The sequence below is a fragment of the Sulfurisphaera tokodaii str. 7 genome (assembly GCF_000011205.1).
Taxonomy (GTDB): domain Archaea; phylum Thermoproteota; class Thermoprotei_A; order Sulfolobales; family Sulfolobaceae; genus Sulfurisphaera; species Sulfurisphaera tokodaii.
Window position 1 is genome coordinate 1,159,656 of sequence record NC_003106.2, and the last position, 25,345, is coordinate 1,185,000.

Annotated in this window: 20 protein-coding genes, 1 rRNA gene and 4 pseudogenes (1 of these 25 running past the window's edge); 14 read left to right on the forward strand and 11 right to left on the reverse strand. The window is 36.0% G+C overall.

All coding sequences use genetic code 11. The features are described 5' to 3' along the window. Positions 1–451 precede the first annotated feature (451 nt). The 3 genes from csa3 (at position 452) to STK_RS06440 (ending at position 2,290) form a co-directional block, all read left to right on the forward strand. Positions 452–1,060, forward strand: coding sequence for a CRISPR-associated CARF protein Csa3 (csa3, locus tag STK_RS06430; RefSeq protein ID WP_052846494.1), 609 nt, complete (start codon positions 452–454; stop codon positions 1,058–1,060). A gap of 365 nt (positions 1,061–1,425) precedes the next feature. Next, positions 1,426–1,962, forward strand: a complete 537-nt coding sequence (locus STK_RS06435; RefSeq protein ID WP_010979179.1) for a hypothetical protein — start codon at positions 1,426–1,428, stop codon at positions 1,960–1,962. Next, complete coding sequence (locus STK_RS06440) at positions 1,949–2,290, forward strand: HEPN domain-containing protein (protein WP_010979180.1); 342 nt, start codon at positions 1,949–1,951, stop codon at positions 2,288–2,290. The genes STK_RS06435 and STK_RS06440 overlap by 14 nt, the downstream gene beginning before the upstream one ends. 210 nt (positions 2,291–2,500) lie before the next feature. Here STK_RS06440 and STK_RS06445 read toward each other — a convergent pair whose 3' ends face one another. Further along, on the reverse strand, positions 2,501–4,099 hold the full coding sequence (locus STK_RS06445) for a PQQ-binding-like beta-propeller repeat protein (protein ID WP_010979181.1): 1,599 nt from the start codon (positions 4,097–4,099) through the stop codon (positions 2,501–2,503). A 394-nt stretch (positions 4,100–4,493) separates the two neighbouring features. Here STK_RS06445 and STK_RS06450 point away from each other — a divergent pair, with 394 nt between their 5' ends. From STK_RS06450 to STK_RS06465, 4 genes are all read left to right on the forward strand, one after another. Then, positions 4,494–5,207, forward strand: a complete 714-nt coding sequence (locus STK_RS06450; RefSeq protein ID WP_010978853.1) for an IS6-like element ISSto2 family transposase — start codon at positions 4,494–4,496, stop codon at positions 5,205–5,207. A 208-nt stretch (positions 5,208–5,415) separates the two neighbouring features. After that, the gene (locus STK_RS06455; RefSeq protein WP_010978843.1) at positions 5,416–6,408 is read left to right on the forward strand and encodes an IS5-like element ISSto3 family transposase; all 993 of its coding nucleotides are present in this window, start codon (positions 5,416–5,418) and stop codon (positions 6,406–6,408) included. A gap of 143 nt (positions 6,409–6,551) precedes the next feature. Beyond that, positions 6,552–9,116 (forward strand): S41 family peptidase, encoded by a 2,565-nt coding sequence (locus STK_RS06460; protein WP_010979182.1) that lies wholly within the window; start codon positions 6,552–6,554, stop codon positions 9,114–9,116. A gap of 150 nt (positions 9,117–9,266) precedes the next feature. After that, a complete protein-coding gene (locus STK_RS06465; RefSeq protein ID WP_010979183.1) occupies positions 9,267–9,749 on the forward strand; it encodes a hypothetical protein in 483 nt (160 codons plus the stop codon). Between the two features lie 619 nt (positions 9,750–10,368). Here STK_RS06465 and STK_RS06470 read toward each other — a convergent pair. After that, entirely contained in the window at positions 10,369–11,715 is a 1,347-nt protein-coding gene (locus STK_RS06470; protein ID WP_010979184.1) for an MFS transporter, read from the reverse strand. Between the two features lie 378 nt (positions 11,716–12,093). Continuing rightward, positions 12,094–12,402: a Rieske (2Fe-2S) protein gene (locus STK_RS06475; RefSeq protein ID WP_010979185.1), complete on the reverse strand. Its 309-nt coding sequence runs from the start codon at positions 12,400–12,402 to the stop codon at positions 12,094–12,096. Positions 12,403–12,666: 264 nt separating this feature from the next. Here STK_RS06475 and STK_RS06480 point away from each other — a divergent pair, with 264 nt between their 5' ends. Next, the gene (locus tag STK_RS06480; RefSeq protein WP_010979186.1) at positions 12,667–13,119 is read left to right on the forward strand and encodes a hypothetical protein; all 453 of its coding nucleotides are present in this window, start codon (positions 12,667–12,669) and stop codon (positions 13,117–13,119) included. Between the two features lie 78 nt (positions 13,120–13,197). On the opposite strand, the gene STK_RS06485 is transcribed toward STK_RS06480, so the two are convergent. Next, complete coding sequence (locus STK_RS06485; protein WP_010979187.1) at positions 13,198–13,638, reverse strand: hemerythrin domain-containing protein; 441 nt, start codon at positions 13,636–13,638, stop codon at positions 13,198–13,200. A 31-nt stretch (positions 13,639–13,669) separates the two neighbouring features. Continuing rightward, the gene (locus STK_RS06490; RefSeq protein WP_010979188.1) at positions 13,670–14,125 is read right to left on the reverse strand and encodes a hypothetical protein; all 456 of its coding nucleotides are present in this window, start codon (positions 14,123–14,125) and stop codon (positions 13,670–13,672) included. Between the two features lie 155 nt (positions 14,126–14,280). On the opposite strand from STK_RS06490, the gene STK_RS06495 reads away from it, so the two are divergent. Then, positions 14,281–14,595 (forward strand): 4Fe-4S dicluster domain-containing protein, encoded by a 315-nt coding sequence (locus STK_RS06495; protein ID WP_010979189.1) that lies wholly within the window; start codon positions 14,281–14,283, stop codon positions 14,593–14,595. Positions 14,596–14,779: 184 nt separating this feature from the next. Here STK_RS06495 and STK_RS14840 read toward each other — a convergent pair. Next, a pseudogene (locus STK_RS14840) lies at positions 14,780–15,408 on the reverse strand (IS1 family transposase). Between the two features lie 207 nt (positions 15,409–15,615). Between STK_RS14840 and STK_RS06505 the strand changes: the two are divergent. After that, positions 15,616–16,552: pseudogene (locus STK_RS06505) on the forward strand (IS110 family transposase). A 290-nt stretch (positions 16,553–16,842) separates the two neighbouring features. Here STK_RS06505 and STK_RS06510 read toward each other — a convergent pair. Together STK_RS06510 and STK_RS06515 are read right to left on the reverse strand one after the other, a co-directional pair. Then, positions 16,843–17,301: a hypothetical protein gene (locus STK_RS06510; RefSeq protein WP_198429764.1), complete on the reverse strand. Its 459-nt coding sequence runs from the start codon at positions 17,299–17,301 to the stop codon at positions 16,843–16,845. A 6-nt stretch (positions 17,302–17,307) separates the two neighbouring features. Beyond that, positions 17,308–18,588, reverse strand: a complete 1,281-nt coding sequence (locus STK_RS06515) for a hypothetical protein (RefSeq protein ID WP_010979194.1) — start codon at positions 18,586–18,588, stop codon at positions 17,308–17,310. Positions 18,589–18,720: 132 nt separating this feature from the next. On the opposite strand from STK_RS06515, the pseudogene STK_RS14845 reads away from it, so the two are divergent. After that, positions 18,721–19,425 (forward strand): annotated as a pseudogene (locus tag STK_RS14845) (IS1 family transposase); the annotation flags it as partial. Between the two features lie 70 nt (positions 19,426–19,495). Here the strand turns inward: STK_RS14845 and STK_RS06525 are convergent. Together STK_RS06525 and STK_RS15225 are read right to left on the reverse strand one after the other, a co-directional pair. Beyond that, positions 19,496–20,098 carry a hypothetical protein gene (locus STK_RS06525; RefSeq protein ID WP_010979195.1) on the reverse strand — a complete coding sequence of 201 codons (603 nt, stop codon included), beginning with the start codon at positions 20,096–20,098 and terminating at the stop codon, positions 19,496–19,498. 199 nt (positions 20,099–20,297) lie between these two features. Further along, positions 20,298–20,463, reverse strand: a pseudogene (locus STK_RS15225) (IS110 family transposase); the annotation flags it as partial. A gap of 157 nt (positions 20,464–20,620) precedes the next feature. Here STK_RS15225 and STK_RS06535 point away from each other — a divergent pair. From STK_RS06535 to STK_RS15230, 3 genes are all read left to right on the forward strand, one after another. Next, positions 20,621–21,358 carry a hypothetical protein gene (locus STK_RS06535; protein ID WP_010979196.1) on the forward strand — a complete coding sequence of 246 codons (738 nt, stop codon included), beginning with the start codon at positions 20,621–20,623 and terminating at the stop codon, positions 21,356–21,358. A 958-nt stretch (positions 21,359–22,316) separates the two neighbouring features. Then, a complete protein-coding gene (locus tag STK_RS15870) occupies positions 22,317–22,451 on the forward strand; it encodes a hypothetical protein (protein WP_269770907.1) in 135 nt (44 codons plus the stop codon). Positions 22,452–23,094: 643 nt separating this feature from the next. Further along, on the forward strand, positions 23,095–23,265 hold the full coding sequence (locus STK_RS15230) for a hypothetical protein (RefSeq protein ID WP_198429765.1): 171 nt from the start codon (positions 23,095–23,097) through the stop codon (positions 23,263–23,265). A 348-nt stretch (positions 23,266–23,613) separates the two neighbouring features. Here the strand turns inward: STK_RS15230 and STK_RS06545 are convergent. Beyond that, positions 23,614–25,345, reverse strand: a 23S ribosomal RNA gene (locus tag STK_RS06545); it runs 1,306 nt beyond the window's last position.

Here is a 25,345-nt window from a genome sequence, read left to right on the forward strand (position 1 = left end):
GTCATTAAGAAGAGTATCTTTGGTACTTATTCCAAGTTAAAATGCTAAAGGTAGATTTAAGGTGCAACTATGAAAATATATCTCCGTAAAAATCATTAAGTGATGAACTCTCCCTAAAAATGATACATAATATTATCGTTAACTTATAATCACAATAGTATTGAAGACGTTCTCCTTTTAAGGATGCTCGCTTTACAATTTGTAATATAGTAAAAACCTCATCTTAAATATGTATAAGTACTGAATTGTATCTAAGAAGATTAAAGATTTAACTCTCTGTATTGTATGATTAACATAGCTATTATCTTTGTGTTTTATCAGAATTTATTCGAGTTTTCTATATGTTAGAAATTATCTTAAACATATTTTCTCGTTATTTTAAATCTGAAAAAGAATTTTATCATTTCATTTCTACGAAAAATTTATTGCTCTCATTTTTCACTATTCTGTGATGATATTAGTAGTTACTTTAGGGTTTGATGAAAAATTCCAGATTAGGGCATTGATGAGGAGGTTTAACGACTTGGAAAAAGTTATCGTAGTAGGTTCTTTTAACGATGAAAGGGCTAAAAAGGCTTTAGAGTCTTTTGAGAACGTTATGAAGAGTGCTCAAGTTAACTATGAGCTTGTTGAAGTTGACCCCCACAATTTTTACGATACTATTATTACCATTACTAAGAGGATTATAAATAAGAATAAGGGAAGGATGTTTGTATTAAATGTTAGTGGAGGAATGAGGATTTTAATTATAGAACTTCTCTTTGCTTTTATTTTTTCCGGCCTTGAGGCTGAAGTTGAAATTGAATCTGAAGATTTCAACACAATAGTATCGTTCAGATTAAGTGATATGTATCCCGCTCATTTGACTCAAGATCACATAAGAATTTTAATGTCAATCAAACAAGGTTATACTAGTATTAATTCAATTCATAAACGCGTTGAAATGTCTTTATCTACTACATGGAGAAGGTTAAAAGAACTGAGAGAGATGGGTTTGATAGATGAAGAGAATAGATTAACTGTTAAGGGAGAACTGGTCATTAAAATGTTCAGCCCTTAATTACTCTTAGATGCTATGTTTAATCAGTTTTTAGTTCGAGACGGTTTTAAGTTCTATGCAAAAATTGAAGAGATTTACAAAGCAATAACAAATTACAGTTAAAGAATGATTAAAACCGCTGAGAAAATCAGTAAAGCTTTTAATGAGGGGATAAATACTCTAATTTAATTCATGATTATATATTCGATTTAGAATTGATGGAATATAAAATAGAAACTAATCTATGTTTTTTCTATGAATCTGAATGCTAGTAAGCTGAAATATGTGTTCCTTTAAGATGTCGATGAAGAGAGTTTAGGCTTAAACTTTTCACATTATGAACTTTTTTCTCTAAGCTTTTAAATTTCTATTTCCTATTTACTAACGTGTATAAACTTATAATAAACGACTGGAATTTAGCACTCCACGATTTTACTAGTTACCTTTTAGAGGGTTTAGGAGATAATTTGAAAATGATTATTGGATTAAGTGAAGATGCGTCTATATATGATAGTAATGTTTTGGTTGTAGTTAGAGAAATAAATGATGAGGTTAGGAGAATTGTAGCTAAAGCTGCAATAAAAACAAACGAAAAACATAAATCAGTCATAAGTTATTATTTAACTGACGAGAAGGACGTCAAGACAATAGAGGTTTTCAGTAGAGTGAGTATTGAGGAGGTTGATGATTGTGAAAAAGCATTTGAGGATTTTTACAAAGAGATTAGAAATTACGTGGTTGATGTAGTATTTTTGGGAAATAGGTATGTATATGATAGTAATGTTTTGGTTGTAGTTAGGGAAGTTAATGATGAGGTTAGAAGAATTGTAGCTAAAGCTGCAATAAAAACAAACGAAAAACATAAGTGCATAATAAGTTACTACTTAACTGATAATAAAGGGTTAATTGATGAGTTTAAGTAAATGGGAAGTACTGTATAAAGAAGCATTAAAAGATATAGAAGTTGGAAATTATAATAAGGCAGCATCTGCTATATACTTTAGTATAAGAAAAGCGGTGGAAGAAGTTTTAATTAGGATGAAACTTAACATACCTAGAAGGGATGATAAACTTGCTAATGTATTGAAGCATTTAGGGTTCGATGAGGAAGCAGAACTGTTCATGGAACTATATAATCTAAGAAAAAAGGCTGATTATTCAGACGAGAATATAGATAGGAATGAGATAACAAAAGCTATTGAAAAATATGAAAGAATTTATCAGCAATTAACAAAGTTAAATAGAATTTAACTTCAATTATAACAAAGCTGACTTACCGTAAGTAAGATATATCAAAGGAGTACAGTTTAATAAATTGAAGGATAAATATTTAAGTGTATAGGATACTTGATATTGCTAAAATATGTTAACTTTTCTATTATATATAAGGATTCATTTCTTTTTTGAAAAATAATTTCCAAAAAAGATAATAAAAGATAAAAAATAATTTTTGCTTAAATATTAATAATTCATCCAATCTGGGAATATTTGGCTTAGAGGTAATGCAATTACCCATCCGTAAGAGTTTGCTAGGTACATTGTTCCTCCAGCAATTACCGGATTAACAATACCAAATCTTCCTCCCACATAATACATTGTAATTATTTTACCGCTATGCGGGTTTAAGACATAGATATACTGCCCGGCTGCAATCCATAATAATCCGTGATAGTATGTTGGACTCCCTCTAGGTCCTCCAGGATATGATGGTGGTATTTGTAAGTCTGGCAATCTGGTTTTCCACATAATTGAGCCGTTTAATAAATTAACAGCAGCTACACTACCTAATGAGGGTATTCCTACGTAAACTGTGTCTCCTACAATTAATGGTATTCCTCCTTTAAATGCTGGTGGCGTATATCCTCTACCTAAGTTCGTAACCCATAAAACTTTGCCGTTTGTAGCGTTTACTGCTAAAAGCATTGTATCGACTGTGCCATTTGGTTCTGCATTAGCTACGGTACTTTGTACAACTATTCCGTATTTCTGAGAAACGGCTGGTGGTACATCGCCCATACCAGTATTATAAGGTTCATTAGGTGCTGGTAATGTAGCATTCCAAACTTCTTCTCCATTATACCCATTTACAGCTATTAATAATCCGTAAGGCTTTGATAATGAGGTAAATCCTCCGATAAATAATGGTGTGCCGTTTGGTAAAACGTAATAGTTTACGCTACTCATACTTGCAAATAATCCAGCAAATCTATCCATCCATATTACTTGCCCGGTTGATGCATTAACTCCTACAAAACAACCAGCACCGGTTGTATAAGCTAGAATTCCGTTATATACTGCTGGTGCAGGCATTGCTTCTCCCATAGTAAATCTCATCCATATTAATCTACCGTCAGTTGCATTAAATGCGTAAATTGCACCATAACCCATTCCTCTTACAATCTGGTCATATTGACCTTTCTCATAATGTACAAAATTGGCGAAATTAAATCCAACATCACCCACAGTAACGAAAACTATTCCGTTCCATACGATTGGGTTATTCATTGCATAACTTGCTAGTCCAGTTGCATACCAAACAATTTGCCCAGTAACTGGATTTATTGCGAATATACTTCCTGGTAAACTGTCCATCTCTACAAATAGTAAATTATCTGCTAAAGTCACTCCTAATGGTTGTCCTACCATTTGAGTTAGCATAACTAAGGCTTTCTTTACACCCATTACATTAGCCCCGGGTAATTGGGTTGGTGGAGTTGTTAGTGGGATTGAGACACCTCCAGCTATCTGTGCCGCTGGAAGATCCCAGTTTACACCTTGTAGTATTGCTTTGCAAGATGTTTGGACTACTGCATTATGATCTTGTTGTGAGTTAGTTACTGGCCATACACTTGGCATACTCATATTAATATTACTCATGTTTCCAGGATAGTAAACTACTTTTACTGTATATGGGAAATATGTACCGTTATATTCAGTGTATATGAAAACTTGGGATGAAGGTGTTGCATCAAAAAACTGACTTTTACTAACTAATATTACACTTGCCGTTACGATTAATACTAGCGAGAGAAGTCCTAATACTATTTTACTTCTTTTCATCGTATATAACAAAAGATAAGAAAAGATTAATACTTAACTAGTTTATAAGGAAATTATTAAATTATGATTAAATTTGCTTAATAAAATGAATAAAATCTCTTTATTGGATTTATACTTTCTGAGACTTTAACGGTATCTTATAACATGCTAATCTAGATTATTACATAAACTATAAGTGACTAAAAGAGATAAAGTATGCTTAATCTAACAAGCTTAAGTTAGAGAAGAAAAGTCTTAATTACTGTGAGTGTTAACTAATTCAGGTTTTCCATTACGGAGTGTGGACAACAATTTCGTTCATTTGAAATAAATTGTATTAATTGTTTTTACTTAGATGGAGAATTCATCGTAATACTTTTTTGGTGAGCACGGGGATTTTTCTTGGGGGTGAACGATGAACAACCCAACTAGATGGAGGACTCCCGTGCTCACCCAAGTTATTCTAATCCTAATGGAGTATATTAATCTTGAGCCTAGGTTTTACTCTAGTGAGGTAGTAGCTTTGGCTTTGGCTAGTTATCTCTCTGGTTTGTCTTCTTGGAGGACTTGTTTGCCTCATTCTACTTTGTTGTATTACTTGAGGAGGTTGAGTTGTGTTAGGTATGTGGTGCCGGTTAGTGGTTTTTATGCGGTGGATGAGACTAAAATTATGGTGGTTAAGGGGCAGTATTATTATGTGTGGATTGTGAGGGATGTGAAGACGGGTGCGATACCCTTCTTCATGGTGACGAGTTCGAGGAGTGGGTTGCACGTGCTGGTAGTCTTGACGAACATGAAGAATGTGGAAAAGGAGGCTGAGAAGGTGCTCAAAACGAGGATAGACAAGGTAGTATACATACACGATGGGGCAACAGTCTATAACGCATTCACTTGGCTAAACGTGGAGCACAAGAGGGTAACGTTCAACGAGAGAGACTACGCAGAACAAGGGTTCAGAAGCTTAAAACATAGAATATCCTCAATGGATTTTCATTTTCCATGGAACACTAATAGGTTCACGCTTACTAGGTGGTTATCGGTGTTCTTCCTAGCTTATAACGCGCTTTACGCTCCAGTATATTTGTTAGACAAGGGGGTGATAATAAATGTAAATATTTCAAATGAATGAAATTGTTGTCCACACTCCCATTACGAACAGATATACTTATATATTACTATATAAAGTTACTATATATGGAAGAGGTTAAAGTCACGAGAGAGCGTCCAATGTGTAATTAACGTAATTTACTTTATTAATAAATTTTTATAGAAAAAGCAAGAATTACAGAACCCAATTGGATAATAATACTTAAGGGGGATTACGCCTAGGTTATACAATGGGCATCGAAATTTACCAAAGCGTAATCCCCCAAAAATATTTGGGTTGGAAGAGTAAATATCTTTTGGATTGCGAGGAGATCTTGAAAGAGCTAGATGATGTGATCAGAAGGGAGTTCGAGGGTTTCAAGTTCACTCAATATGACCCCTTGACTTACTTGAAGATGCTGATTGTTATGGTACTCTATAGAGAGTCTTATAGGGGGACAATTGAACTCGCAGCTACAAATATTGTGGTAAAGCGTTTCCTCAAAGTTAAAGAAATCCCATCAAAGTCCTCACTACACTGGTTTGTCCACAAGTTTAGTGACAGAATAAGGGATTTACTCCTCAAGGTATTCAGAAGATTTGAATCACTCGTTGAAGAAGAACAACTCCCAACACACCATCTACTAGCAGAGGAGAAGTTTGGAAGGGATATAAGGTTGCTTGATAGTTTTCCCGTTGAGTTGCCTAATGGTAAGAAGAGTATTGAGACTCATATTGAGAAGTTATTGCTTGATTTGAGGGAGATTGATTCTAAGAGGAAGCCTCATGAGGTTCTTGCTTCACTTGATGAGGGAAAGAGGGAGGAGCTTTTTTCTCATTTCCCTAGGGATTATACTGTTAGGGAGCATGAGGGGAGTTGGGGTAGGAAGTGGGGTAAGGCTTGGTTTGGGGGGAAGTGTTTTGCTGAGGTTTCTTCTAAAACCCTTATGGTATCTAAGGTTGAGTTAGTTTTAGCTAATGTTTCTGACTCGAGGTCTCCTATTGTGCCTAATGTGGTTACGCTTGTGGATAGGGGGTTTGTGGAGAGGGGTAAGGTAATTAGGGCTAGAAAGGGTTTGGGAGTTTTGAGGAGTGGTGTTGAGTTTTTTGGGATTTTCCTCAAGGAGCACATGAGGTGTTTTGCTAGGAGTTTAGAGGTGTTGAATACTTTTGCTAATCTCGTAGGTTTAGCTTATAATATTCAGCGGTTTAGGGCTCTTAGGAAAAGGCGTGTCCTACACTAGAAAAACTCGGTGGGAAAGCATGTTAGAAAAGTTCTCTCAGCTTGGGTTATCGAAAATTGCGAGATTATTTGCAATTGCATTTAATAAACTGATTTTATATTATCTCACTCGTAGTAATTAAGTGAATTTAATTCTAAGCAAACGTGTTTTATAACTTTTTACTTTATTTAGTTATTCACGTTAATTACGCGTTGGACGCTCTCACGTTCAATAAATTCCTCAGTCTGGACGGAATAGTAAGCTGGCCTATGATAATTAAGGACAGAGTATATTTCCTTTCAGATCATGAAGGAATCTCAAACCTTTACTCCGTTAATCTGGAGGGCAAGGATTTAACAAAACATACAAACTTTACTGAATATTATTGCAGAAATGCAAGCAGTGATGGAAGAAGGATCGTGTTTCAAAACAGTGGGGATATCTATTTATATGATCCAGAAAAACAAGAATTAAAACTCCTTGATATTGACCTCCCTACAGACAGAAAGAAAAAGCAAGGAAAGTTCGTTGAAGTCCTAGATTACACTACTGAAGCTATCGCAAACGATAAGTACCTTAGTTTAATAAGCAGAGGGAAAGTGTTTTTAATGAGACACTGGGATGGTCCTGCAGTACAACTTGGAGAAAAACAAGGAGTGAGATATAAACAAATACAGTTACTCCCTAATGGTGATACAGTAGTTTTAGATACAAATGATGACAAACTCACTTTTCTCAGCAAAGATGGTTCAATTAAGAAATTAAATGTAGACCTTGGAAGAATTGAAAGAATCAAAGTATCCCCAGACGGAAAGAAGATACTTATTTCAAACAATAGACTAGAACTCTGGCTTTACGAGGTTGATACTACAAACCTAAGACTGATTGACAAGAGCGAATACGATGTAATATCCCAGATGGACTGGCATCCTGATAATGAATGGTTCGCCTATACTTTTCCAGAAAGTTATAGCACTCAGTCTATTAAATTAGCTCATATCTCTGGAAAAGTAATAAGAATAACGAGCCCTTACGGTTATGATTTTTCTCCCTCTTTCGATCCCGACGGAAGATACTTGTATTTCTTATCAGCAAGACATCTAGACCCAACTAACGATAAGGTAATATTTAATATGAGTTTCCAAAGAGTCATAAAGCCTTACCTAGTAGTCCTCTCTAATACTTATTCACCGTTTAATCAATCTTTAGAAGAGACTACAAGTGATAAAAAAGTCGAGATCGAGGGTATTGAAGACAGAGTAATTCCCTTCCCTGTTGATGAGGACTATTATATTAGGATTGAAGGAGCAAAGAACAATAAAGTATTTCTCTTCTCACTTCCTATTAAAGGATATAGGTATCCTGGCGAAACATTAGGCAAACTAGAAGTTTTTGACCTTGATAGCAAAACTAAAGAACTATATGCAGATAATGTAAAGAGTTTTTCATTAACCATAGATAAAGGGAAAATTCTGATACTATTCAAAGACTCCATAAGACTCTTTGACGTAAACACTAAACCAGATCTAAACGCCACGGGCAAGAAAGGAGGAATAGTTGATCTCTCAAGAATTAAAGTATATGTTGACCCAGAAAGAGAGTGGAAACAAATGTTCAGAGAAGCGTGGAAGCTTATGCAACAAAACTATTGGAAGCCAGATGGACTTAAGGACTGGGAATCAGTACTTTTGAAGTATGAGAAGTTAATTGATAGGATAAGCACTCGTTACGAACTCTCAGACTTAATACAGGAAATGCAAGGTGAGACAAAAACCTCCCATTCTTATGAGATGCCATACGACTATGATACTGCAGAACCTTTACCAATAGGCGGATTAGGAGCCGATTATGAATATGACAAAGAAAATAAATGCTATAAGATTGCTAGGATTTACGTAGGTGACCCAACAAATGAAAATGAGAGAAGTCCTCTGAGAGATCCAGGAGTTCAGCTTAACATTGGAGATTGCATAAAGGCTGTTGACGGTGAAGAAGTGAAATATAATATTCTCTCCTACCTAGTTAATAAGGATCAAGTGGTACTAGATGTTATTACGAAAGGAAAGACTAAACGCGTTACTGTGAAATTATTAAAAGATGAGAAGTTCTTAATTTATAGATATTGGGTTGAGAAGAATAGACAATATGTTCATGAGAAAAGTAAGGGAAAGTTAGGATATGTTCATATCCCCGATATGATGTACCAAGGTTTCGCAGAGTTCTATAGACTCTTCCTCTCCGAATTCCATAGAGAAGGATTAATAGTAGACGTTAGGTTTAACAGAGGCGGGTTCATCTCCGGTTTAATTTTGGAGAAGCTCCTTCTCAAAAGAATGGGCTATGTAGTGAGGAGAAACGGAAAAGAACTACCGCATCCTTTCTTCTCTTCTCCCGGAGTTATCGTAGCAATAACTAATCAATATGCAGGCTCTGACGGCGATATATTCTCCTATTTATTCAAAAAGTACAAGTTGGGAATATTAATAGGAAGAAGGACTTGGGGTGGAGTTATAGGAATTAACGTAAGAGATCGATTGGCTGATAACTCAGCAGTATCTCAACCAGAGTTTGCAGTACATTTTCACGACATAGGATTAAAAATAGAGAACTATGGTGTAGATCCGGATATTGAAGTTGATATTAAACCAGAAGATTATGCTAATGGAAGGGATCCGCAACTTGATACTGCAATTGAGCTAGCATTAAAACAACTTGAAGAAAAAAGCTAGAAAATTTATAGTATAAAAACTAATTTTATCATGAAACTAATTTCTGGATACGATATCCCAATGATTTTCACTATTATATAGCCGCTAACCTATACAACTATATTATGAAAAAATTTTTTACTATGCTATACATAACTTTTAGATATAAAAATGCACACATTAACCAAAGTCGGGATAATAGTATTAGTAATAGGAATAATAATAGCTGGAATAGGATTATATTCTACATTTACCGTTGCAGGATCCTTAACAAGTGTAATAGAATTAAAAAATGCACAAGCAATAACATTGAACCCTAGCTCCTCCTATAACATATCTTATTCAGTAACTAAAACACCAGCAATAGTAATGCTTGCATTAAACTCATCAAAACCAATATCTGTCACAGTTCCAACTACATTTAGCCGGCTATCACAAAACAACGAAATAGTATATGAAATGGTACTAACAACACCGCAAACTGGAACAATAACTCTTTATAATAATTACACAGTACCAATAACAGTAGAATACCAACTTGAACAAGCAACACCATCTTTACTATCAGCATTAGTATTGCCAGGAGGCTTTTTAGCAATAATAGGAATAATTTTGGCAATAATCGGGGTAATAATGGGGAGAAGAAAAAGTTAAGGTGTTATCTTTACATTGTATGATCTGCATAAGGAATGGAATATTCCAAAGTAACTCTTAATAATCAGTACTTAACCAGGATTTAACAAACTAACTAAATACAGAAATTACTTAAAAAATCGGTCTATGATAAATTTTCTTCTAAGTAACCGATATATCTCACTCTACACCAATTAGGTCTTAGGTATCTATCTAATTCCTATTAGAATGAACTTACATTTTTATGTAAAACACTTTAACTGATTATTTTTCTTTCCTTTATTTTCACGAAATCAGATAGGACTACATTGTATAATGTGTCCAATTGATTATCTCGCTCGCCTTCAAATCACTTCTTAATGTTATCCAAAATAATCTTAATTACCATTACTAGATCATATAATACCTCGTCCTTATTCTTATATTTTGAGAAATCTGGATTAAAACCGTTATACTGATAATCATGAAGAAGTAAAGCTACATTTGTTATGCTCCTACTTCAGAATAGCCTAATTTTACCAAATCAATTGAAATAAATTTTTCATCAAAAGTAACGAAGAACTTACTTTCAAATTAGTACCGATTCTTATTTTTAAAACGCTGAGATTGTGCTCTTCTATTTCTTGAAAAAATACGTGGCTTATTTAGAGAGTTGTTCAAGCTCTATTTGAGACGCCTTTGGTCCTAATATTCCAACATCTAATGTTACTATCAATGCCATTACAAATACTACAGCGTACATAAATGCCGGGCCTTTAGAGTAGAGTAATATAGGTAATATAGAAAGCCAAACATAGTTTCCAAGTCTGCTAAGAGAATACTGAACACCGTCAGCAAAGGACCTTATTCTAGTTGGGTATAATTCCGCCCCGTATTGATGGAAAGCATTTGAAAATATGTTAGACAGAAATCCAAATAAGAATCCTGTAGTTATAACTTCTAATGCGGTAGTTGAAAACCCAAATGCTAAACCAACAATACCCATGAGTAACATTACAATACTTACTTGCCATTTCCTATCAAATTTCTGACTATCAATTATGAAAATAGATGCAAGAGAGCTGATAAAGTAAGAAGTGTAAATTAGCATTGAGTACTCTAAGGTATGAACTAAGCTAAAACCTTTAGCATAGAGAACTGAAGGTGCCAAAGAGGCAAATCCGTAATATACTCCAGTTTGCAAGAACTCAAATATCCATAACATTATTGTCCTCTTCCTATATAGTGGTGAAAATAACTCTGATATTTTTACTTTTTGCGAAGTAACTACCTCTACTTGTAGAGGCTCACTTAAGTGCCCCTTTTCTCTTATTGCTACTTCTTCCATCATATTTACTATTTTCTCAGCCTCATCTATTCTCCCTTTAGTCTCCAGCCATCTTGGAGATTCTGGAATTAAGAACCTAAAAGGTATAATCGTAAGTATTCCCAGTCCTCCTATTATATACAACCACTGCCAACCTTGAAGGATATAAGAATGAGGAATCAATAGATAAGCTAAAATAGCCACAACTATTGGCGCCGTCCAAGAAGCGGTGTAACCAATAGCCAGTGCCCTACCTCTAATCCTAGAAGGGAAAAACTCCGTTATCATAACATCTAAAACTATCAATGCTTCTGGCCCAACACCTAATCCAGTTATAAACCTTAGCAAACCTAATAAGTATATATTTGGAGAAAATGGAGTCAATAAGAGTCCTACCGAGGCTATGAACATGTTAAGTATTAGTGCTGTTCGTCTTCCCATAACATCTCCTATATAAGTAAATATTATAGCACCGACGAATGCACCTAAAAAGAAGATTGCTATGGTATAATAAATTGCTTCAGCTGAGGGAATTTTATAAAAAGAAGATATTGGTTGTACTACAAATCCTCCAACAAATAGATCGTAAAGTTCAAAAAATTCTCCTAAGCTTAGGAGTGCTAATAACTTAGTATGAAAAGAAGTCCAAGGCAATCTTTCAATCCTTCCAGCAATGGTCATGAAGAAAGGTAATTTGTTTTGACTATTTAAAAATTATTGACCAGATAAGTTTTAAAATCGAACTTTCTTTTATTAATAAGAATATTCAAATTTTAACATATTAAATTAAAATAAAACCATTTTGGAGGCTTTAAAATTAGTCAGAATATCTCTTTATTATGATTTTCTTAAAATTTTCAACTATATCAAACGTTAAATTGAAATAAGTTTTAAACGATAGTTTAGATAAATACCATCAACAAAGTAAGAGGTATTTTAAAAAGCTTAGGTTTGGATGATTAATTCTAATGTTAAAAGTCCTTATAAATGATTATCTATATATCAAGATTAAGTAATATATTACGTTAAAGACATAAAAGAAAGTGAGGAAACTGTCTTCTAAGACTTTTTATCTGGTAATTGTGGAATAAAAGGCTCACCTTCAAAACTTATCTTGTCATTACTAACTATAATCCTTACGAGTTTGCAATTTATACAAGGTGTTTTAGACTTTGGAGGAGTTAATAATTCTCCAGAAATTAAACTAAAAACTGCATGATGAAAGGGGCACTCAATTTTATCATCATAAACTTTTGCATCATTTAAAGGTCTTTTCTTATGAGGACAACCAGCTAACCAATAGTAGTTAATTCCATCTTTATTATAAACCATTACGGGGTAACCGTTTATTTGAGTAAAAGTTAGCATGATAAGTAATCTAAAGAAGAAGCATAAATAGTTAATTTTTAGCTTAGAGAAATAACAGATAGTACTAACCGAAGAATTTATGGTAATACTGCTATATTCTTTTGTTTTACATGTTTTTTAGAAAGGCTAAAATTACTTGATACATTACATGATCTCGATAACGTTATATTGTATTAACATAAATAGTTATTAGTGCAAAGAAATATCATGAAACGATATATTAATTAAGTAAAATTTATTAACTTGATATTTAAATAAATAAATATGCCACTCCTTGATTATGGCGAAATAAAGCTTGATATACAAGGTGCAAGTAATAAGGAAATTGAAGAGTTACAGAATCATATACAAAAGCTTTTTTCATTATGTCACTTAGTGGCTGAAAAATACGGAATAGCAATGAATGATGACGAAGTAAGAAAGATCGTAGATTATCTTGATCAGTTCACAGAAAGTATGAGGGATGCAGTATTTAAGAAGGAAAATACTACCATAAAAGTTATCCTAGATGAATATGTAGCACTTCCTAATCAGAGAAGACTGATAGGTCTGTGGTATTTGCTCGATAGACTAGGATATAAGACTGATAGACAAGGCGATTTAGAGCTAATAAAACAGAGGTTAATTGAATGGAGGACAAAAGCTACAGAGAGAAATGATAAAGATGTACTTGAGTTATTGAACTACTTTGAAAAATTTGGATTCTATAACTTTTAACTTTTTTGTAATAATGTATATTTTTATTAGAATTTTTCAGATTTATAATAATATCTTGAGATAATGATCTATTAGATTTCATCTTATTGTTTTGCATTTCCATTCTTTCGGCGGGTTAGCTAACTTTATCTCCTCAAGTATAAGATTAGCTTGATCCTCATCTGGCAGAGTATCTAATTGTTGATACACACTACCTTCCTCTGCACCATCATGCTCAAGAAGTACTCTCATAAATTCGTTCATCTTCTCTTTAGCTTCTTCAGTGTTACCATTATCTAAATACTCTTTAGCTTGATCTAAGAGAAGCCACATACTGCCATGTTCAATCTCTAGAGACTTAATGATAGTTAAAAGAGAACTATCATTTACTTTAGGAAAAAGAAATTCTTCCTCCCAATAAATGTGATTAATAAAAGCACGTCTTATTTCCTCATATGTTGATAAATCTGGGGAATTCCTAAACTCCTCAACAAGTTCTTCTAATCTCCTATGATCTAAAGTTAAAACTAAAGAGAGCATAGCCAAATCCTTGATCTAAAAGTATTAAATCTTATACTTGTTTATAATACGGTATAATTTCTATTATCCCATTCCTTATACCATCTGGTAAGTACAAGTTATAATAGAATCCGGCTTCAATATTATCTATTTTAATGTAAAACTTCCTTTTCTCCACATGTTTCTTATTATCAGTTTCTAATAGTACATCATCAATCTTAACATTACTTATATCCTTTCCAATGGTTTTTGCTAACTCAAGTACCTCGTATACAAATTCGTCTCTTAGATCCTTAAACATTGTTAACTCTAAGTCCCAATAAGAGGAACCGTTTATATAAATAACTCCTCTAGTCTCACTAACATAAACCAATGGATTTTCTGGTATATCAAAGTAAAAAATAGTACCACCTATGGGAATTTCTAGAGTTTTACTAATTACTCTCTTATCTTTTTCTTTAATCCATGAAGGGATTTGAGGAATTACCAGTTCTTGAAGAGTTACCATCTCAAATCACAGTAAATAGATCGTCAAAGATTTTAAAAAACACATAGCCTAAGATGTTAATCATTTACAAGTTAAACAACTCGTCTCATTTAGCATAAATCGTTAGGGCTATACGTTTTAAGCATATACATTATTCCTAGATTTAGTGAAGGAAAGTGGGTATAGATCCAAACTATAGGCAAAATAGGCAAGTAGTAGGAGAGCATGAAGGACATAAAATTTACGGACCAGTAGAACCTCCTGGAAAGTTGGGGATTCATGGCACAATAGTGGGAGTAGATTTCGATGTATGCATTGCAGACGGCTCCTGCATAAATGCATGCCCAGTAAATGTATTTCAATGGTTTGATACACCAGGTCATCCAGCTTCAGAAAAGAAAGCAGACCCCATTAATGAAAAAGCTTGTATATTCTGCATGGCATGCGTTAACGTATGCCCCGTAGCTGCAATAGATGTAAAACCACCATGAAATTCTCTAAAAATGATTTTGTAAATAGGCTAATAATGATAATGCATCTATACCCACTTATATTCAAATAAAAACAATATCAAAATTTTACATTAGCCTAGAAAGTTAATATATTAAGAATACGACGCTTAAATTTCATTTAATTTTTTCTTTATCTTCTCTGAGTGTTGAGATAGTTTCATCATTAGGGTATAAATTCTGGGACTAGTCTTCTCTCCCATAAGACTAGTGCTATGGAGTACTTTATCATGCTTATGCTCCTATTTACTGCCTTCATAACCCTCTTGACAAGCCTATCCCTTAGTGAGGAATGAAGCCCCTCGTTAACCAGTGAGACTACCGTGTGATCCTTTAACCAAATGTTGTAATCATCACCCACCCACCATCTGGCAAGTACATTTTAACCTCACTGAAAGTATTCTCATCCCTATCACTCACTATGTATAACCCTAGCCTAATGTACATATAACAAGTAAACACCCACTTGTAGAAAGCCCTAGTATTTCTATGTCCACATCTCATCAAAAACCTTACCCTTAACAAACTCCTTAGCCCTACTCCACCAGCTCCTCATACTTCCTCTACTTAACCCAAGTAAAAACAGTACCCAAAGGTACATTAAGAACCCTAGAAATAGCCCTCATACCATTAGAATACATCCTCAAAGCCAACTCCCTAACACTCTTACAATTAGAAGCATCACCCAAAAAACGCTTACCACAAACCCTACACTTCTGCCTACCCAACCACAACATGATGACTACCACAAGAAGGACAAGCTATATCATGCCTAAATACAGGCTTCCTACCCATAAGTAATACTCGTAATACAAATATAAATAGCTTAATGACGATACTATCTTATATAAAACATATTAGTCAGATCTGCGTAATACAGATCTGACTGGGTGAGGCCGTGACACTATTTGGGCTCAAAGCTCGACGGGGAGCTTGGCCCGCCTCCAAATTCGTACCGGAAGTTGGGCTTGAAGCCCGAATAAAACATAAGGGTGAGTATATATGGAGGCCCCAGTTGCAGATGTATCAAAAGATAAATTAGTAGTGTATTTCCAAGGTAAATTATACGAGTTTCCTAATAATAAGCAAGGGTTTGAGGGAGTAAAGCAAATCTTGCCTAAGGGCTGTAAGATAGGTATTGAAAGTACTGGAGTTTACCACATTAACTTGGTTAAGTACTTGGGTAATGAGTATGATGTTAGGATTATTAACCCCTTAGTACTCAAGAAGTTTTAGGGGTAAGAAGAGTGATAAGAATGATGCTAAAAAGCTTGCGGAATTAGTTGTTAATATGGGTAGTGAGTTTATAACTAGTGAGGCTAGGGAGTTAACAAGCCAATGGGATTTTGTGACAAGAAGTATTGTTAGGGTTAAGAACAGGTTGAGGAGGGATTTAATCCTCTTGGGTTATAGGGATAGTTTGTCCAAGGAGAATTTGAATGAGGTGTTGAGAGGGGAGGATAATGTAGTGTTGTCTGAGGTTAGGTTTCTTTTGGGGGAACTGGAGAGGCTTGAGGGTAGGAAGAGGGAGATTGAGGAGGAGCTTGAGAATTTTGTTCCCAAGGATAGTTTGATTTTCACTATTCCGGGTATTGGTAGGATGCTGGGTTGTATTATTTTGGCTAGGGTTGGTGATGTTAGGCGCTTTTCTGATAAGAAGAGGTTTGTTGCTTATTGCGGTCTTGATCCGGTTGTTGAGTCTAGTGGGAAGGGTGTTGTTTCAAGGGGTATTTCTAGGAAAGGTGATGGTGTTTTGAGGAGGGCTTTTTATCTTGCAGCTTTGACTGCTATTAGGGTTAACCCTGTTATCAAGCGTTTTTATGAGGAGCACAAGGGAAAGTTGAAGGGTAGGAAGTTGATTATTGCTTGTGCAAGGAAGCTTGCTGTTATTACTTGGGCTGTGCTGTATTATAATAAGCCCTTTGAGGCTGACGAGTGATAAGGAGAGTCTTGTTTTTCATAATTAGTGTGGACTATGCTTGATTTTTGATGGAAAGGTTTTTATACCGGAAGCTCAACACTCCTGGAAGCTTAGCCTTATGAAACCCACGTCTTCTAATGTCTAAATTATGAATAACGGAAATGAGGAATATAATTCTGTGTGAGGAGAAAATTTATGAAGACTTGATTACGGTTCATAAAACAAAGAAAGGAACACCGAGTTAAAGCAGAATCAGAAAAGAACAATGTGAATCCACAGACAGTAAACCACAGAATCATTTTAACTCCTCAGACTATATGCAATGATTCTAAAATTGCTAGTATAGCAAGAAGAACGGCTATACCATTTATAATACGATATTTTTTATCAAAATGAAGGAGTTTCGGTTTATATTTCATCATAAAATAGACTAAGGAAAAAATGTAGGTTGGTAACATGAATAAATAACTTAAACCGGCTAGTAATGTTGGCAATAGATATCCATAAACGAACGTTAAAACTAACACTACATCATACATCATAATAATATTTATTAATGTAAAGAAGTAAACATTATATTTAACTATTAGTCGATACGTAAATACTATATCCATAACAGTTACTGCTACAAGAATTGACATCAGTTCTAATTCCGTCAGACTTATGTGATACAATGTTAATATAAGTAAACTAACTAAAACTATAATGTATTGGTCTATTATTAGCGAATTGTATCTTTTATATATTTTCTCATAATACTTGTCCATCATCAATCACCAGAAGCCATACCATGGTGGTGAGTAGGGTGAAGGTGGAATTATTGAAGAGTGTGGTTGTTCATATAAGAAGTAACCAAAATTATAGTTTGGAACTAGTAATAATGTAAAGCTATTTGTAAATGGATAATACTCACCATTATAATACACGCCAGTCTCCCCATAGCTTCCGGTAGGAATACAACCACTCCAGAATAAGAAATTAACTTTCTTAAATGATGTTGCACTCATGAAATATATTGTATCAATCCCATTATGGCTGTATGCTACAAGAAATGCATTATATTGTGGCATGTAATAAGACGTTATATACAAACCTATAGCAGCACCAATCGTACCACCAAATTTACTTAATAATCCACCTATCAGACCTAGTATAGTATCAGCAACATCAATAGCAACAGGCTCTGAAACATTGGCTGAAATTAGTGTTCCTACTACGTATCCCCATGAATAGAGGGATATAATTGGAAGTATAAGAGGGTCTACTATTATTGGGTCATTACTATTATTTGAGTATATCATGATTTCATTATTACTTGTAATTGCAGTAATATTATTATCATTTCCTACTATATTCATTGAACCACTCAATAACGTAATATTATTACTGCTAGGGTCTTCTACTACGTAACCCGTTGCTTTAATTCCCCCGACATAACCGTTAAATGATACGTTGTACTCATTATTACCTACTTCACTTTTAGTATAATTAAACCAGTAGAATTGTGTGCTCGTAATTGTTGATCCTGGTTCTATTCCCTTAATATTCGTGCAAGTTCGTGTGATTTTAGCAACACTATCCATACCATTCGGTTCGGGAATATTAATTAAGGTTATGTTATACGTAATCTTAACTAATATATCACCATCAAGGGTAGTATTTACTAAGGAAATAGTGTCGAATGTGTAATTATTATAACAAGCTTTCCCGAAATAAGTAAAAGTATAATTAGTATTATTCATAACAATCCAACCATTAGCATTAGATATTACATAACCACTATAATTACTAGTACTAAATAAGGATATATATTCTTTCGAAACGTCAAAATGTAAAATAACGTGTAAAAGTGAGAGGGTGTAATTTATAGGCTCAGTAGTGAGGTTAGTAGCAGAAGACGAACTGGCTAAAGTATTTACGTTTTCAATTCCCAAACCACCGAGCAAATATTCTGTTGGTAATAGCAAAATGAGAAGAGTTATAATAATTATAACCCTAATACTACGAGGCAAATAAAATCTACTTAAGAGAATATCTTTAAAGACTCTATACATAACAAGAATTGAGAAGAGAAAAAAAATAATTATAATCAATTAGGCACTACATGTTACTGCCTCTAACAAACCTACGGGGATAACGAGTCCAGTGCGTCTCCCACGTCGAAATCCTTGACATTAACTTCCCCACCCTCGTGCAAATCAAACAAAGTAGTAAAGAATGGTTCATCTAGAGGAAAAACAAAATACAAGTGCAAAACTTGCGGGAGAACATTCTATCAAAACCACAAGATGAGTAAAGAACAAAAGGAAAGGATACTGAAAGAGTACACCAACAGAATGAGTATGAGAGGAATAGCAAGGGTTGAAGAAAAACCATTAACAACAATATAAAGAGGAAGGGGATAGAGGCATACGCACACTTATTAATCCTACAAGAACAACTAAAGAACTTCACAGCAAAATCCACAGTAATTGATGAGAGTTGGACTTACGTTAGACACGGTCAAAAAAGGGAGAACTTGTGGATATGGAACGCATTAACTGATGGTGTACCCTTCTTCACCACGGGTGATAGGGATTATAGGAGTTTCAGTTACCTCTTGAATACCCAAGAGCAAGGTATATTACACTGATGATTACTCAGTTTATCAAGTACTCAACAATCATGTTGTAAGTAAGAAGTACACTGTGGAGAGTTATAATTCTTACTGTAGGGCTCATTTAGCTAGGCTGGCAAGGGATACAAGGGCTGTTAATAGGAGTAGGAGGATGGTTGACTATAGTCTTGCCTTGTTGAACGTCATGTACCCGGTAGTTTATTCAAGGGAGAAAACTCCCTTAAATGAGGCTTACTTGAAGGGGGTACAGTATATTAGAAGTAAACTGATATAATATTACAAATACTTATCGAATTTCATGACTGCATGAGAACAGTCCCACATTACTTCCACAGTCTTTTATACTAAGATATAGGAGTTAAAGCGATCCAAACGCTTTGAATTTTATTCGAACAATTAGAATAGTTTATGAAGAGAAAGTATAGATCACCTATCCTATTTAATTGTACAAAAACTGAAAACGAAGATATTTGAAAAGCAATTACATAATGAGTGAATCGCCCTACCGTAGTTCCATTATCTAGTTTTACAGTAAAGAATACAGGATATCCACCACTATATGTTATAGTAGAATTTACTACCCAACCACCATAATATGATATTATATAATTTTCAATGTGGGCAGAACCACCAGATTGATTTAACACTACGAACCTATACTCACTATTGTTAAAGAATATAGTCGTATTGTTAATCACCTTTAACGATAAGAAAGTTTGTGAAGATATATTAACCAAATCTGGAGGACAAACCTTAGAATTATTAAGCGAATATAAGTAGAGCTTTTGAGCCTTTTGGATAAAAGTTGAAACATTTAATGATGCTGAACTAGTCTCATTATTTTCAGACTTTGAGGGAATAGTGAGGTTTGGAGCATTAATCAATCCTAGTGAAAATATAATGATAAATAGAATAATCATCGTTACAATAACTATGGAAATAACCACATTTTTAGTTAACGTTTATCCCACTAGTAACTTTACACAATATATATTAAAAAGTTTTATGAATACAAAAATAGCAAAGAATAAATGCTCCTCTTTCTCCCAAGGTTGTAAACACAAGTTTGTTTGCTTCCGGTATAAAAACCTTTCTATCAAAAATCAAGCATAGTCCACACTACTTATACAAAGGAAACTCTTCTTATCACTCATTAACATTGAACGGTTTATTAATAATACAGTACAGCCCAAGTAATAATAACAAGCTTCCTTTCACAAGCAATAATTAACTTCTTACCTTTTAACTTTCCCTTGTGCTCCTCACAAAAACGCCTAATTATAGGATTAACCCTAATAGCATTTAGGGCTGCAAAGATCTGACTAATATGTTTTATATTAAAAAACGTAGCATATAGTGTCTCCCTAATATACATTAATAAACTATAACTAACTACAAAGAACCCTTGATTGATCCAGACATACTGACATATAATAAAAATTTTAAAATCTTTTTTCATTTAAGATATTATGGTTCGTTTTAGAATTCTTAATTCTGAAATATCTTATGATGAGGAATTTATTGAGATAAAAGAGACGATACCTAATAGCGAGGCATATATGAAAATTTACGGTAATAAAATAGTTTATTTTAACTTAGATACACCACACTATTGGATCTTTGGTAAGAATCTAATCTTACCATCAAAAGAAATCAATTTAGCTGATGTGAAGTCATTTCTCTATTCTGCAATTGGTAGTGTGATTAGGGAGGATAAGAACCCTTCAGTATCAATCAGTAGAGATGGATTAATTTATGATTTTTCAGTAGAAAATCATGAGGTTAAAGTGGTAGAGAAGATGCTTAACGGGTTGCATGTTCTCTCAACTGTACTACAAAAGCCTCTAATGAATTCCCCAATAAATTTACCCTTACCTGCCTGGGCTTCGTCTTTTAAACTTCTTTCAGCTGTAATCTCTTTGGATGAAGGGCCAAAGGATGTATTAAAGAAGCATTTTCAGCAGATAACTAAGATTACTACGGAGAACGGATACATAGAAAAGAGCGGATTAAGGCTCACTAGATTCTATTACGAATGGGATAAGAAGATACTTTGCTACACGCATTTAACGGGGTATATATGTTTTGAAGAGACTAGCAATATTAGAGAGTTAAGGCCTTCAGATAAAGAGGTGGAGAAGATTATAAACAATATTCTTAGTGGCTATGGGAAATGTGTAGTAGAAAAGGGTACGATACTTCTTTGAAATCTAATATTGTTGTAATTACTTAGAAGGCATTACGTTCTATATCTACAAAAGACATGGGTTTACAACCGTTGGATGAAGATTAATCTTTATACAAAAATCATAGTATTTATCCGTAAACTAATAAACATTTCTAGCTTATTCGATTATTTTTATTATTTGCTAAAAAGAAATCCTCAGTTAGTAAGAAGATATTTCTTAAACATTTAGCACTTATAGGAAAATCGTTACATTTTTGCGTTACGTTAAACAGACGGATTGTGTCGTTATTTGTATATAAATTTATTAAATGATCTTTCTTTATAAAGAGTATAAATATTGAATTAACATATTACTATATGCTAAAAATTTATAGAAATATGAGTAGCTTAACGATGACACTATCGATGAATACTTCTAATAATTTATTCAAGTATTTTTGTTATTAATTACAAAAAAACCTAGTTGATAAGATAATATTTCTTAAATATTTTTAACTTAACGTGAAAATGTAATGATTTTACTATAAGTCTGCAGAAGTTAGGTTTAAAGTATGGATAAAACATAAGGGTAAATTCGGGGTTCAAGTCAAACCAATTGATGAAAAGATAATACACGCATCACTTACATAAGTATTATGCTCAATTTTATACTGGAATCCTTGATGCTGCAGATGTTTAAGAAAATGCTTGAGTTAGATTGATCATTTGCTAAATTTAAAAATTCCGGTTCCGAAATTATTACGTTAGCGGAAATTCTCTTCGATACCAGACCCAAATCCAAGAGGGAAGATTTCTTTGATAGAGATAAAGAGATTGAAGAACTTAAGGACGTAATATTACACAAGGATTTTGCAGCAGTATTAGGGATAAGAAAGATAGGAAAGACCAGTCTTGTTAAGGTAACTCTTAACGAACTCCCTGACCACATTTCCTTATCAATTAACTTAGGAAAAATAGGTAGTAAAAAATCATATCCTATGGATACTTTTTCAAGAATTTTCATTGAGGGAGCAGTTGAAACGCTTAGAAAATATACCTTTGCGGGGAAAGTCTCAAAAATTATAGCAAACAGGCTAGGAATAGATCCTAGCGATATCCTAGAATTAAATTAGGTAAAAATAGGAATAAAACTGAGAGAATTTAACACTCAAGACATAAACGAAGTTATTAGAGCTTTAGACTCAGTTTCCAAGGATAATAAGAAATACTTAGTAGTTTTCATCGACGAAATACAGAATATTAAAAAAGTGAAAGGCTTTGATTTAAGTTCATTCTTGCACGACGTTTATGAATGGTGTGAGAATACAGTTATTGTAGTTTTCCGGGAGTTTTGTAGGCGTTGCAGAGGAGATCTTAAATCAAGTTGAGGAGGAAAAGCCCTTCTTCGGTAGGAAATTCTTTAGAATAAAGTTAGAAAGGTTTAGTGAGGAGACTTCAAAAGAGTTTTTATCTCAAGGGTTTAAAGAGGAAGGAATTAAAGTTGAAGATCAAGTCATAGAAGAAGCAGTAAAACTTTTTGACGGAATACCCGGTTGGCTGGCTTTATTTGGCAGGAGTTATTCCTATGCAGTTAAGCATTCTCATCCAATTGATATAAAAGTTACGTTAAAAGAGGCAGCAAAGGAAGTATCAAAGGATTTTACAACCTTCCTAAAGACTTCTAATTCACCCACTAGATACGCTGAGATAATTTTAGCCTTATCTAGACTGGGAAATAAGGGGAGTTTAAGTGAGGTTAGGGACGTAATTAACTCATTGTTCAAGGAAAATATCGAGAACTCTAGACTCAATGAATTATTAAGCACACTCGTCAAGTACGGATTTGTAATAAAGATAAGCAGAGGAAAATATGCTTTACCCGCAGACTTACCCACTAGAATTGGTTTAAGACATTCAGCAAAAATATGGATAAAGAAGATGAGGTAAATAAATTTAGCAATAACCCTAATCTTTCAATTATGAATCACCTAAATTATTTAGTGCAGAGAAATCATTTACCATAAGCATTTAGTCTTTCTATGTATCTTTTCTCGGACCATCAACGCATCTACTAGCCCCTAAATATTACATTCCAATTTATTTTAAAAAGCCTTAAGAATTTTTATTAAAAATTCAGGTATTTATGTCATACAACTACCAAACCACAATATAACTACCAACATATACCTAAAAAACAGTAAACATCAAAAACTAGATATTTAACTACTTCCCACAAAACAAGATAAAAGCTCTCGGCTAACGCTTGGCGACTTTCGTTTGGCCACTTAGGGAATCTCACCCAAGGGAGGGGCCTATTGGGAGTGGCGGGCTAAACCCCTCGGGAAAACCCTTGGGGCTTACACCCCCACCCCATCAAACCCCTCTTCTGGGGGAGGCCCCCGGCCTTGCGGCCTGGCCGCCTCTTTTAGGGGAGGGGTTCCCGCTTAGATGCTTTCAGCGGTTACCCCTCAGGGCGCGGCTGCCCGGCGCTGCCCTACCGGACAACCGGTAAACTGGAGGCCCCGGCACCCTGTTCCTCTCGTACTAGGGGTACCTTCCCCGCAGGCGGCCAGCACCCCCTACCCTTAGAGTCCGACCTGTCTCGCGACGGTCTAAACCCAGCTCACGCTCCCCATTAACGGGCGGGCAGCCCTACCCTTGGGGGCAGCTGCACCCCCAGGGTGGGAAGAGCCGACATCGATGTAGCAAACCGCGGGGTCGATGTGAGCTCTCGCCCGCGACGACCCTGTTATCCCCGGGGTAACTTTTCTGTCATGCCCGGCCCCCACGTGTGGGGGCACGAGCGTTCGCTAGGCCCCGCTTTCGCGTCGGGACCCCGTACTTTGGAGGGTCCCGTCAGGCCGGCTTTTGCCCTTGCACTCTACGGCGGCGTTCTGTACCGCCTGAGCCGACCTTTGGGCTCCCGTGTTATCTTTTCGCGGGAGTGCCGCCCCAGCCGAACCGCCCACCTGACGATGTCCCCCTTTCGAGGTTAGTCCTCCGAGCACTCATGGGTGGTGTTTCACTTTCGGGTCCACCGCCCCCGAAGGAGCGGCTTCGACCCCTCCCACCTACTCTACGCATGAGCGCCCGGAGGACAACGCCAGGCTGCGGTGAAGCTCCACGGGGTCTTCTCTCGGTGTAGGGGGGTGCCGGACTGTGCACCGGCTCAGGGCGTTCGCGGGGCCCCAGGCTGGGACAGTGGGGACCTCGTTGATCCATTCATGCGCGCCGGAACTTACCCGGCAAGGCATTTGGCTACCTTAAGAGGGTCAGAGTTACCCCCGGCCTTCAGCGGGGCTTCGCCCGGTTGTACCCGGGTTTCACCAACCGCCAGTGGCCAGGATTTAGCCCCCGTACTCACCCTTACGGGCTAGCGGGGACCTATGTTTTTATTAAACAGTCAGGTCCCCCTTGTCACTGCGACCTATCATGGCCGTTTAACGACCATGATAGGCACCCCTTCTCCCGAAGTTACGGGGCTAATTTGCCGAGTTCCCTAGCCTGGGTTACCCCCCAGACGCCTTGGGCTTCTCACCCAGGGGCACCTGTGTCGGTTCTCGGTACGGTCTCCCGGGATCGTTCCCGGCTTCCTTTTCATGGGGACCAGGCATCAGGGGAACCCGCCTAACGGCAGGCCCATCACGCCTTCGCCCCCTTCTCACCATTACGGTTCTCCAGGGGCTTAAGCGCTTGGGCGGGGCGGTGGCCCCGCTCCCCCTAGCCCGATCCGTCAGAAGCCGGGCTTGCGTTGCCGCACCTACCCGGGAGGCAGGGGAATATTAACCCCTTTCCCTTTCGGCGGGTACCAGTTAGGCCCCGCCTTAGGACCGGCTAACTCCCGGCTGACGACCATTGCCGGGAAACCCTGGCCCTTCCGGCGTGGGGGATTCTCACCCCTACTCGCTGCTACTGCCGCCGGGATCTGCACCTGCGGTAGGTCCAGTGGACCTTTCGGCCCACCTTCTGCCCTACCGCAGCGCCTCCCTACCGAGTAGGTCCCAGTGGGACCTACCCCTCGGGTCTC

Bases quoted from the DNA above. Each gene is read 5' to 3' on its own strand.
- csa3 (WP_052846494.1), top strand. From the start codon at position 452: ATGATATTAGTAGTTACTTTAGGGTTTGATGAAAAATTCCAGATTAGG.
- STK_RS06440 (WP_010979180.1), top strand. From the start codon at position 1,949: ATGAGTTTAAGTAAATGGGAAGTACTGTATAAAGAAGCATTAAAAGAT.
- STK_RS06445 (WP_010979181.1), bottom strand. From the start codon at position 4,099: ATGAAAAGAAGTAAAATAGTATTAGGACTTCTCTCGCTAGTATTAATC.
- STK_RS06450 (WP_010978853.1), top strand. From the start codon at position 4,494: ATGAACAACCCAACTAGATGGAGGACTCCCGTGCTCACCCAAGTTATT.
- STK_RS06455 (WP_010978843.1), top strand. From the start codon at position 5,416: ATGGGCATCGAAATTTACCAAAGCGTAATCCCCCAAAAATATTTGGGT.
- STK_RS06465 (WP_010979183.1), top strand. From the start codon at position 9,267: ATGCACACATTAACCAAAGTCGGGATAATAGTATTAGTAATAGGAATA.
- STK_RS06470 (WP_010979184.1), bottom strand. From the start codon at position 11,715: ATGACCATTGCTGGAAGGATTGAAAGATTGCCTTGGACTTCTTTTCAT.
- STK_RS06475 (WP_010979185.1), bottom strand. From the start codon at position 12,402: ATGCTAACTTTTACTCAAATAAACGGTTACCCCGTAATGGTTTATAAT.
- STK_RS06480 (WP_010979186.1), top strand. From the start codon at position 12,667: ATGCCACTCCTTGATTATGGCGAAATAAAGCTTGATATACAAGGTGCA.
- STK_RS06485 (WP_010979187.1), bottom strand. From the start codon at position 13,638: ATGCTCTCTTTAGTTTTAACTTTAGATCATAGGAGATTAGAAGAACTT.
- STK_RS06490 (WP_010979188.1), bottom strand. From the start codon at position 14,125: ATGGTAACTCTTCAAGAACTGGTAATTCCTCAAATCCCTTCATGGATT.
- STK_RS06510 (WP_198429764.1), bottom strand. From the start codon at position 17,301: ATGGACAAGTATTATGAGAAAATATATAAAAGATACAATTCGCTAATA.
- STK_RS06515 (WP_010979194.1), bottom strand. From the start codon at position 18,588: ATGTATAGAGTCTTTAAAGATATTCTCTTAAGTAGATTTTATTTGCCT.
- STK_RS06535 (WP_010979196.1), top strand. From the start codon at position 20,621: ATGGTTCGTTTTAGAATTCTTAATTCTGAAATATCTTATGATGAGGAA.
- STK_RS15870 (WP_269770907.1), top strand. From the start codon at position 22,317: ATGGATACTTTTTCAAGAATTTTCATTGAGGGAGCAGTTGAAACGCTT.